Origin of the sequence: Methylobacter svalbardensis (assembly GCF_037671525.1) — a bacterium.
Lineage (GTDB): Bacteria > Pseudomonadota > Gammaproteobacteria > Methylococcales > Methylomonadaceae > Methylobacter_A > Methylobacter_A svalbardensis.
Genome location: NZ_JAWPOH010000091.1, coordinates 1 through 9,614, shown reverse-complemented (window position 1 = coordinate 9,614; position 9,614 = coordinate 1). Strand labels below are relative to the sequence as shown.

Genomic DNA, 9,614 nt, shown 5'->3' with positions numbered 1-9,614 from the left:
TCATGGCTTATATCCCCTTCCATCATTGCCGACAATCCGGTTGCCGTCGCAAACCCGTTATTGCAGATCAGGTAGTCTGTGTATAATTCTAGTTTTATTTTTTCCATCCCGAAATAATACGCTTTTTGAGGGGTGGGTGCGTAACATCAGTTATAAGGTATTTGGCGCAACTACTTATTACAAAAGATAACTTAAACTCAATATGAGCTTAGGTTAGACAGCCTCAAGTAATATCAGATCTTATCAGCAGATGAGTTAAAGGCTCTGAAAATCCTCGTGTCCAGGTTAACCAAGTCATTTTCGGGCTCCCTTGTCTGGAAAGAGCCGCCTTTCTATTGACCTAGATCACGCATTAAACGAGCTGGGACCGGTGAAACAGCATCCCCTATATTTCACTTTCAGGGCTGTTTTATTAGTGTTAAACAGCGTGGGAAAATGTCCAGGTCATTAGCGATCTTTATAATTTACCGTTTGCTTTTGAGCGTGACTGGCTGTTTCGGCGGCGCTTTTGGTAAAGCCAGTGCATTAGCCCGATGACTAGATCATTTTGATAAAGGTTATACCGAAACGGGGCCCATCCAAAAAAATGACTATGCAGAATTTACTGCGTTTTTAGAAAAATATAAATAGCAGATACCGTCTTAAAATCTAGGTTCTGTTGACGTTTTGTCTAAAAAATTAATCTATATTTTTCAATTAGATAACTTAAAGCACGATTTTTTTAATCGTAATTCCGGCATGGATTACCGTTAGTTACAAGCCATGAATGGCATCCCATCATCTGGATGCCAGCATTTATTAACGGCATGGCGATAACCCATTGATTTATTCTTTTTGAAACGTCAACAGAACCTAGGTTTCTTTCATTGTGCCAAAAGTCTGTAGGCATTTTCAGTGAGGTGCGTGAAAATGAAATCAAAATCTATGAGGCATCATTTTGTGAAAACTCCATACCGTACTGCTCCCGCTGCTTCCACTGAAATACCCGCCGGCATTCCTTTTATCATTGGCAACGAACTCGCGGAACGCTTCAGCTATTATGGCATGCGGGCGATTTTGGTGGTGTTCATGACCCAGTACTTGATGGATGCTGGAGGCAATTTTGCGCCTATGTCGGCAAACGAGGCCAAGGCGTATTTCCATTTATTCGTTTCCATTACTTATTTCACGCCATTTTTAGGCGCGTTGCTGGCCGATGGTTTTTTGGGCAAGTACCGGACAATCATCTTGCTGTCGATCGTCTATAGCTTAGGCCATTTTTGCCTGGCGTTGGACGATACGCGAACGGGTTTGTTGGTGGGGCAAGCCTTGATCGCATTGGGTGCCGGCGGTATTAAACCTTGTGTGTCTGCGCATCTCGGCGACCAGTTTGGTGTCGGCAATCTGCATTGGCTTAGCAAAATATTCAGTTGGTTTTATTCGGCAATTAACCTCGGGGCTTTTGTCGCCATGCTGCTGGTGCCTTGGCTGCTCAAAACCTATGGCGCACCGGTCGCATTTTTGGTGCCTGGCGTGTTGATGCTGCTGGCGACGGGAATATTCTGGTCGGGACGGTACCGGTTTGTGCACATACCCGCTGCCGGCATGGGTTTCGTGCGCGAGGCCTTGAGCGGGGAAGGTTTGCGTTGCCTGGGCCGGTTAAGCGGGATTTATTTGTTCATTGCGATGTTTTGGGCCTTGTTCGACCAAAACGGCTCGTCCTGGGTCTTGCAAGCGCAACAGATGGATAGGCTGGTATTCGGCATCGAGATCTTGCCCTCGCAGATTCAAGCCGCCAATCCATTGCTGATCGTCCTGCTCACGCCATTGTTTTACAAACGGCTATACCCTGCACTGGGCAGGTTTTTACACTTGGGCTATATGAACAAAATCGCCATCGGTTTGTTTGTCACCGTCTTGTCGTTTGTGTTGGTCGCCGGTATTCAGATGCGCATCGATGCAGGATTTCATCCCAGCATCTGCTGGCAATTACTGGCTTATCTGTTACTGACTTCCGCCGAGGTGATGGTGTCGATTACTTGTTTGGAGTTTTCCTATACGCAAGCCCCAAGAACGATGAAATCCTTCGTGATGTCGCTTTATATGGCGGCGGTTGCGCTCGGCAACCTGTTCACCAGCGCGGTGAATTTTTTCATTGAAAATCCGGACGGTTCCAGCCGTCTGGCCGGAGCCGGTTATTTTTGGTTTTTCGCCGGATTGATGTTGGTGACAGCCTTGGGATTTGTTTGGCATAGTCGGAATTACCGCGAAGAGACTTATCTGCAAGAAGAAACGTAGGGCATTCAGACAAAGTCTGCACAACAGTGTCCTCCCGTTTTTCTGATAAGGATGCTGAATTCAAGGTTGCCAGGGTTAGTTAATTCTTATAAGTATTCATACGCATTGTGTTTAGGGGGATTATTGTAGTTTTATCCATTACTGGAAAGGGTTAATAAATAACTGATGTTACGCAGGCCTTCAGAGGAATCAACCGGTGTAGCAAATTGCAAAATTTGTAAATCATTGATTTTTCATTATGGGTGCGTAACATCAGTAAATAATTTTTTGACCGATGATGCTTGGAGGTTTTGCATAATTACATTAACGCTAAAGGATTCTTAACGGTGGAAAGGCGTTAAAAGATTTACCGGTAAACAGAGTCAATTGTGATGACGAAAATATTAACGAATTGTTGAGATGAAAAATATCAGTTCGCAGATGGGCAAAATGAAAGCGGAAACCAATAAATAGTGGATGCTTTACAATTATCAGAGTTAAGTGGGGCGCTATGCTAACACGACGTCGCTTTCTAAGTTATGGCGGTACAGGAATCCTGGCTATCTCTACGGGTTGTAGACCCCAAAATTTTAATGACTGGTTTAATCGGGAAACGGTCGCTTCAAATGTAAATGTATCGCTGGCGGACAAGGCAGGGCTTGCGAAACTGAAAAATCTTTTTTTAGGATATCCAGTTAACATGAATACGCCGTCTCCGGAGTTTTTTGCCTGGCGGCAAGAACTGCTTGAATCGGGAATAGGCACTTTTGCTTACAATAATGTGGGAAATCCTTTCAAAGACAGTCCCATCCCATTCAATACCCACGATTTTGAACGGGAACTCATCCTGAACTTTGGCAAATTGTTTGCCTTTCCTCCAAACAATACCTGGGGCTTTCTTTCAAACAGTGGTACTGACAGCAATATGCATGGCATGTACATGGGACGGACCCTTTTAAAAGGGCGCACCGGCGTGTTTCCCAAAGTCTATTTCACTCAGGAAGCGCATTATTCAATCCAGATTTTACGGGACTTATTGGGGCTGGAAGCTGTTTTTGTGCAAACCCTTGCCGATGGCGGCATGGATGCTAATGACTTGCAGCATAAACTGGCCGATAACTGCGATCATCCGGCATTGGTGGTCGCGACTATCGGAACCACGTTTAAAGGTGCTGTCGATCAAATCGACCGGATTCAGCAAGTGTTAAAAGGGCATTCCAGTTACCTGCATCTGGATGCCGCATTATTTGGCGGCTACTTGCCCCATACCGCCCATGCGAGTGAACTGCTCTATCAATCCAAGAGTGATCCGGCAGCCATACGCTATGATTCCATAGCGGTTTCCTGCCATAAATTTTTCGGGTTTCCATCGCCTGCCGGTTTATTTATGACGACACAAAGCCGTTTTGATGAGTTTAATGAATTTTTCAGCCAAATTCATAATCCCGAATATATCCATCATGTGCCCGGAACGATCACTTGCTCCAGAGATGCGGTAAAACCGGCGGAATTCTATTTTTTTTCAACGCCATCGGCGATGGCCAAACAAGCTGAAGATGCCCTGGCTATGTTGCAAAACACGGCTTATCTGATGGCACAAATGCAAAGCCACTTTTCCCATCTGCAGCCCATACGCGCTAACGAACTGTCTAATACTCTTTATTTTAGAAAACCCAGCGATCGGATCGTGAAAAAATATTCACTGGCAACCATGCGTTTGGAGCTGAATCATCAAAAACAGGATTATGCGCATGCTATGGTCATGCCGCATGTAGACCGGAAAGTATTAACAGAATTTCTGACTGATCTGGATCAAGATTCGGTCACCCGCTTATAAATTCAACTCATTAAGCGCTGTGGTTCCAGGCGATACCAAGGGCAGTTATCAATGGTTTATCAGCAAAAATACCGGTGGAGAGAAACATGAAAAACGTAAAGAATTGGCAACTTAATAAAGGTGTTGCAGACACCTTTCAACTTTATTTAGGAGTACGATTATGAAACAAGCCTCTCGATTTTCCATTTGCCTGTGTTTCCTTCTTTATGCTCATCTCGCTTTGGCAGTTGATGAAATTGAAGTCGTCACCTTAAATCAATATCTCGGTGCGGATCTGGCTCCCGTTCTCGCAGCCGAACCTGAAGCGTTCAACGATGCGCTGGTGGGTGTTTTGCAAAAAGTATCGGCAAGTGATTTTAAGGCGCGGGTTCTGGAACAGGCTCGCATGATTGCCAAGCGATCGCCGGAGATCATCGGTCTTCAGGAAGTTTGGAATTTAACCTGTATCGATCTCGATCCTCGGCCTGAGCTTGGCTGTGACGATCCATCGATTGCCAATGCTTTTGATGACCATTTGGCCTTAACGCTGGCAGCGTTGAATAACACACCGGAAGCGCTGCGTAAAAAGGGTATAAATTATGAGGTAGCCGCCACAGTCAAGAACCTTGATGTGGTCATACCGTTCAATATCAACGGTAAGGATGTCTATCTGGTCGCTGTCGATCGGGATGTGATCTTGGCGCGTCTGGATGTGCAAGTTGCCAAGGTCGATTGGTCCGCTTATCAATCCTTTGGTTTATGCACGAAACCATCAGTCGATGGTTGTAACTATCAAGTTGTCGCTTCAGTCGAATCGCTTGGGATAGCTATAGAGAGGGGCTTTGTGGCAGTGGACGCGACTATTGGCAATAAGGTTTATCGTATCGTCAATACGCATTTTGAAGTCAAAGGGGAGGACGTCGGTATGCCGGAATTCACTTTTTATCAAGCCGCCCAGGCTGATGAACTGCTTCAAACTCTCGATATGACTACGTCTACAGATTATTTAATGGTGCTTGGTGACATGAATTCCTCACCGGAACAGATGGATATCCCGGGCGTTTTTCCGCCGCTTTTCGTGACAGGCATCACCACCCCTTATCATCAATTCGTGGATAGCGGTTACCATGACGTGTGGGAACTCAGACCCGGTAAAGTCTTGGGATATACGTGCTGTCAAAATGAAGATCTGGATAGCAAAAAATCGTTGCTAACGGAGCGGATCGATATGATTTTTACCCGTGAAATGCCTAAAAAAGTTAAACAAGCTCGTGTGTTGGGCGACAAGGTTTCGACCAAAACCAATCCGCCCGGATTAGGCTTATGGCCTACGGATCATGGTGGAATTGCTGCTAAAATACAATTCTAATGGATCGCAGTTGATTTGTGATGACAGCCAGACTGGAAGTTGTTCTTTGAGTTTTGGATAATAAATGATCTGAGCTAAAGGCCGGTTTCCGGCTTGAAGAAAACCTTGGGCTATGCGCCTCGAAGCCCTGTTCTTGCAGCCAATAGAACTGGATATATTGCATTGATAGTCGCCAGAAATCTTAAAAGAAGATGGATTTCTGTGGCTTTGGAAGATCTGGCCGGCACTACCTGAGCTCTGTCAGGTATGTCGGTCTCCTTATAATAAAACGTAGTATGAAGACACTCAAAATGCATAGAGCGAATGAAATTGCATGCGGAATCGATTTTGGAACATCAAACACAACCGTAGCGATTGCCAATGGGCGTGATGAGTCAATCACTTTGGTTCCGGTAGAAGAGCAACATTTAACGATACCGTCGACAATTTTTTTTCCGGCAGAAAATCCTGCCGTTTTTTTTGGCCGTAAAGCGATTAATGCTTATGTTGCCAGGGAGGAGGGTCGGTTCATGCGAAGTTTTAAGCGGGTGCTTGGAACTTCTCTGATGAAGGAAGGAACGACGATAAGCGGAAGAACAACCCGGTTCGAACACATTATTGGCCATTTTATTGAGCATATAAAAAATAAAGCAGAGTTATTGGCTGACAGAGACATCGAAAATGTCGTTGCCGGACGGCCGGTTCATTTTATCGATGGCAATGACAAAGCAGACAAGGAGGCAGAAGGCCAGCTTGAGGCCATATTCGTATCCGCCGGTTTTAAAAATATTCGCTTTCAATATGAACCTATTGCCGCCGCGTTTGCGCATGAATTAAACAGTGGCGATACCGAAAGATTAGCGGTCGTTATCGACATTGGCGGCGGTACCTCGGACTTTACGATAATGCGCTTATCCGGGCGTTACATCAAAAAACAAGATCGCCAAGAGGATATTCTGGCTAATGCGGGGACTCGGATTGGGGGTAATGATTTTGATCGATCATTGAGCTTGAAATGTTTTATGCCGTTGTTAGGATTAGGTTCTTTTTGGGGTTCTAAGGGGCTGGGTTTTCCGATAACGCCTTTTTTCGATCTTTCAGAATTGAGTAAAATTCAGTATATGTATGCGAAAAAATATAAAAGGGATTTAAGGGCATTAATTAGTCAATCAAATGATAAGGTTCTTACCCATCGATTGCTGTCGATTGTAGAGGAAGAGCTGGGGCATACCTTGATGGCCAGAGTTGAGGAAAGCAAAATTCAACTGAGTTCAAGCGAGCAAACAACGGCTGATCTTGCTTTTATTGAAGCAAATTTGCAAGCGCCTATAGATCGGGCAGAACTGGAGGAAAGTCTATATGGAAATATCGAAAGCATCCAAAAAACGATTCATGAATGCGTGGTGATGGCCGGCGTGAAAGCAGACGATGTGGCGCTGGTAATCTTGACTGGCGGCGGTACCGCTATTCCGATGATTCAACAAATTACCCATCGTATATTTCCGCATGCCGAAATTTCCGAAGGCAATCGCTTGTCCAGCGTTGGCTTCGGTTTGGCGTGTGACGCAAGAAGGTGTTATTTAGGCGGTCATTGAAAGTTTTAGTTTTGAACTAAAGCCGGTTTTATGGTCGTAACAGTCTATTTGATAGGGGATATATCGCGATGTGAGCATGGTATACTGGTCGGCTTAAATTAAGGCTGATAAATGACTGATAACAATATTCAAACCATAGAACTACACCCGCTTTGCACTTACTTCCCGCGAATGTCTGATGCCGAGTTTATTTCACTTAAAGAAAATATACAGACTAACGGACAAACACACCCTATCTACACGCTGGACGGCATGATTCTGGATGGCGGCAATCGCTATCGTGCGCTATGTGAGCTGGGTATTGCTCCGGTCATTATTGAGTACACTGGCTCCAATCCTACACAATTTATCTTGTCGTCAAATTTACATCGTAGACACTTAACTCAGGGACAGTCTGCGGCTATCGTATCGGCATCCCAAAGCTGGGTAAATGCTCAGGCAGCGGGTAGCGCCCAATTACAGAATGTTGTGCAGTTAGACAGTGCAACATCCAGGGCTAAGCAATCCGGGGTAGGACATCGCACTCAACAGTTGGCCGATAAGCTGGTTAAGGAAGCACCAGCGGAACTGGTAAAGGAGGTTATAGACGGCAAAAAAAGTCTGAATAAGGCCATTAAAGAAATCTCTCCGCCTAAGCCTGTAGTACCCAAGCCTGAGCCGGTTCCGGCGGACGAACCGGAAGCTGGGGACAGCCAGAGCTGCATTATTGACCAACAGCAAAGTGCGATACATGCGTTAGAAGCCGATAACAAGGTAATGATGAAAGTGTTTGAGTCTGACGATAGGATTTCAGCCTCTATTGAACAAGTTAAGCGATTAACCGAGCTGAACAGGGATTTAAACGAGCGCATCAATGGCTTGATGACTGCCAAGGAAGAAGCGATTAACACGGCTAACTACTGGAAAGATCAGTTCTTAACGCTCGAAGCAGAGCTTAACAACAGCGTTGCAAAATAACCTTTCGACACAAGAGAAAATCTAATAATGTTGACCTTACCTTCCTTATGGAACCTGATTATCTCCACTATGGTGTTTTTCGTAGCAGTCCGGTATCTCCACTGCTATCTGGAAGAACAAGGCTTGCCTAAAGGCATGACACGCGGCACATTGGTGTTTGTGCTGGCTTCCCTGGTGTCGTGGGGATCAGGAGAGGCCGTGGACTGGACGCAACAAAAAATAGAGGGGCCGCAACCGGCGGTGCAAACCTCGGTTGAGCTGATGCAACTGCTGAAGGCGGCAGGTCTTGAGCAACCCGTGGCCGCAGCATCAAAAGAACTGGGTTCGAATTAACTGCTTAGCGACGCTCAAATAATTTTTTCTCTGGTGAGGGAATAAAGTGCGACTTAAAAGCAGCTGCCATAATCCAGTAACAACTCATCACAGCCAAAAAATATTCTCGGGTAGTCTATACGTATCAACAGCTTCAAACTATATTCGAAAAATACGCTGACCGTCAGCAATCGAGCGCACGCCGCCCAAACGCTTAGAGCGGTATTGGGCGAGCATCGCCAAACAGCCGTTGTCCACCAGACAATCGGCAGCACTAGCATCACATGCACATCATCCCAGCCGGATACGGTAAACATGCCGACTTTTACCAGCGTGTCTGCGCCATACAAACAAATGTTCAGGATAAGAAAAAAAGGCCAGAACGCCCACTTGAGCGCCACACCGCCATTCCATGCGGCCAACAGATAGTTGTCAGCGGATTTTTTCTGTTGATCTCCTCCGAAAAACAGTGAGCTTATAAATAGAACCATAAATAGGGCTATAAACATAATCAGCAAATCTAGCGGACTGGCTAAACCAATATGGGCGAAAAATAAGGGCAATGAATAAATGAACATAATTGAACGTGTTTGTGTGCAAGGAATAGAACGCTGAATTAGACGGTAATCAGCTTTGTTTCAGTAACAATGCAAACTGCTCAATCGGGACTGGCTTGCTGAATAAGTAACCCTGAATAGCCGGGCAACCGTGACGCTCCAAAAATGCGCGTTGCTCTTCTGTTTCTACGCCCTCAGCAATCACATCCATGCCAAGATTGTTGGCCATGCCGATAATGGTTTGCACAATCACGGTATCGGTAAGCTTTACACCAATATTGTGTACGAAGGACTGATCGATCTTCAGTTGATCAAACGGCAGTTGTGTTAGGTAAGCCAGCGATGAATAGCCGGTGCCGAAATCATCCATGGAAAAACGCACTCCGATTTTTTTGAGAGCGTGCATTTTAATGATAGCCTCTTTTATGTTGTCGAGTACCAGACTTTCAGTCAGTTCGAGTTTGAGCCGATCAGGTTGGATGGCATATTTTTCTAGCATGGCGCAAACTTGCTCGACAAAACTGGCTTCATGGAATTGATGAGCGCTGACATTAACGGCAAGTTGCAAATGCCGGGTATGGGGCATGTCCGCCCAACTTTTGAGTTGGGCGCAGGCTGTTTCCAGCACCCACAGACCTATGGGCAGGATCAATCTGGTTTCTTCAGCCAGCGGAATGAATTCGAGCGGTGAAACCAAGCCGCGTTCAGGGTGCTCCCAACGCAACAGCACTTCAGCGCCGAGAATCCGGCGGTCGTGGGTTGCTTGCAACTGA

Annotated in this window: 8 protein-coding genes; 6 read left to right on the top strand and 2 right to left on the bottom strand. The window is 45.7% G+C overall.

Going from position 1 to position 9,614, the window contains the following annotated elements:
- Nucleotides 1–939: 939 nt before the first annotated feature.
- From RW114_RS18685 to RW114_RS18660, 6 genes are all read left to right on the top strand, one after another.
- Nucleotides 940–2,277, top strand: coding sequence for a POT family MFS transporter (locus RW114_RS18685; protein WP_340124263.1), 1,338 nt, complete (start codon nt 940–942; stop codon nt 2,275–2,277).
- Nucleotides 2,278–2,956: 679 nt separating this feature from the next.
- Nucleotides 2,957–4,093, top strand: a complete 1,137-nt coding sequence (locus RW114_RS18680) for a pyridoxal-dependent decarboxylase (RefSeq protein WP_340124262.1) — start codon at nt 2,957–2,959, stop codon at nt 4,091–4,093.
- A 160-nt stretch (nt 4,094–4,253) separates the two neighbouring features.
- Complete coding sequence (locus RW114_RS18675) at nt 4,254–5,441, top strand: exonuclease/endonuclease/phosphatase family protein (protein WP_340124261.1); 1,188 nt, start codon at nt 4,254–4,256, stop codon at nt 5,439–5,441.
- A 191-nt stretch (nt 5,442–5,632) separates the two neighbouring features.
- A complete protein-coding gene (locus RW114_RS18670) occupies nt 5,633–7,015 on the top strand; it encodes an Hsp70 family protein (RefSeq protein WP_340124260.1) in 1,383 nt (460 codons plus the stop codon).
- A gap of 111 nt (nt 7,016–7,126) precedes the next feature.
- The gene (locus tag RW114_RS18665) at nt 7,127–7,972 is read left to right on the top strand and encodes a ParB N-terminal domain-containing protein (RefSeq protein WP_340124259.1); all 846 of its coding nucleotides are present in this window, start codon (nt 7,127–7,129) and stop codon (nt 7,970–7,972) included.
- 27 nt (nt 7,973–7,999) lie between these two features.
- Nucleotides 8,000–8,305 carry a hypothetical protein gene (locus tag RW114_RS18660; RefSeq protein WP_340124258.1) on the top strand — a complete coding sequence of 102 codons (306 nt, stop codon included), beginning with the start codon at nt 8,000–8,002 and terminating at the stop codon, nt 8,303–8,305.
- A gap of 53 nt (nt 8,306–8,358) precedes the next feature.
- Here RW114_RS18660 and RW114_RS18655 read toward each other — a convergent pair whose 3' ends face one another.
- The gene (locus tag RW114_RS18655) at nt 8,359–8,862 is read right to left on the bottom strand and encodes a hypothetical protein (protein WP_340124257.1); all 504 of its coding nucleotides are present in this window, start codon (nt 8,860–8,862) and stop codon (nt 8,359–8,361) included.
- Nucleotides 8,863–8,911: 49 nt separating this feature from the next.
- Nucleotides 8,912–9,614: putative bifunctional diguanylate cyclase/phosphodiesterase (locus tag RW114_RS18650; RefSeq protein WP_340124256.1), on the bottom strand; the 703-nt coding region annotated here is incomplete at its 5' end.

What these genes read in the sequence shown, in the direction of transcription:
- RW114_RS18680 (WP_340124262.1), top strand. Translation starts at nt 2,957, where the DNA reads ATGAATACGCCGTCTCCGGAGTTTTTTGCCTGGCGGCAAGAACTGCTT.
- RW114_RS18675 (WP_340124261.1), top strand. Translation starts at nt 4,254, where the DNA reads ATGAAACAAGCCTCTCGATTTTCCATTTGCCTGTGTTTCCTTCTTTAT.
- RW114_RS18670 (WP_340124260.1), top strand. Translation starts at nt 5,633, where the DNA reads ATGGATTTCTGTGGCTTTGGAAGATCTGGCCGGCACTACCTGAGCTCT.
- RW114_RS18665 (WP_340124259.1), top strand. Translation starts at nt 7,127, where the DNA reads ATGACTGATAACAATATTCAAACCATAGAACTACACCCGCTTTGCACT.
- RW114_RS18660 (WP_340124258.1), top strand. Translation starts at nt 8,000, where the DNA reads ATGTTGACCTTACCTTCCTTATGGAACCTGATTATCTCCACTATGGTG.
- RW114_RS18655 (WP_340124257.1), bottom strand. Translation starts at nt 8,862, where the DNA reads ATGTTCATTTATTCATTGCCCTTATTTTTCGCCCATATTGGTTTAGCC.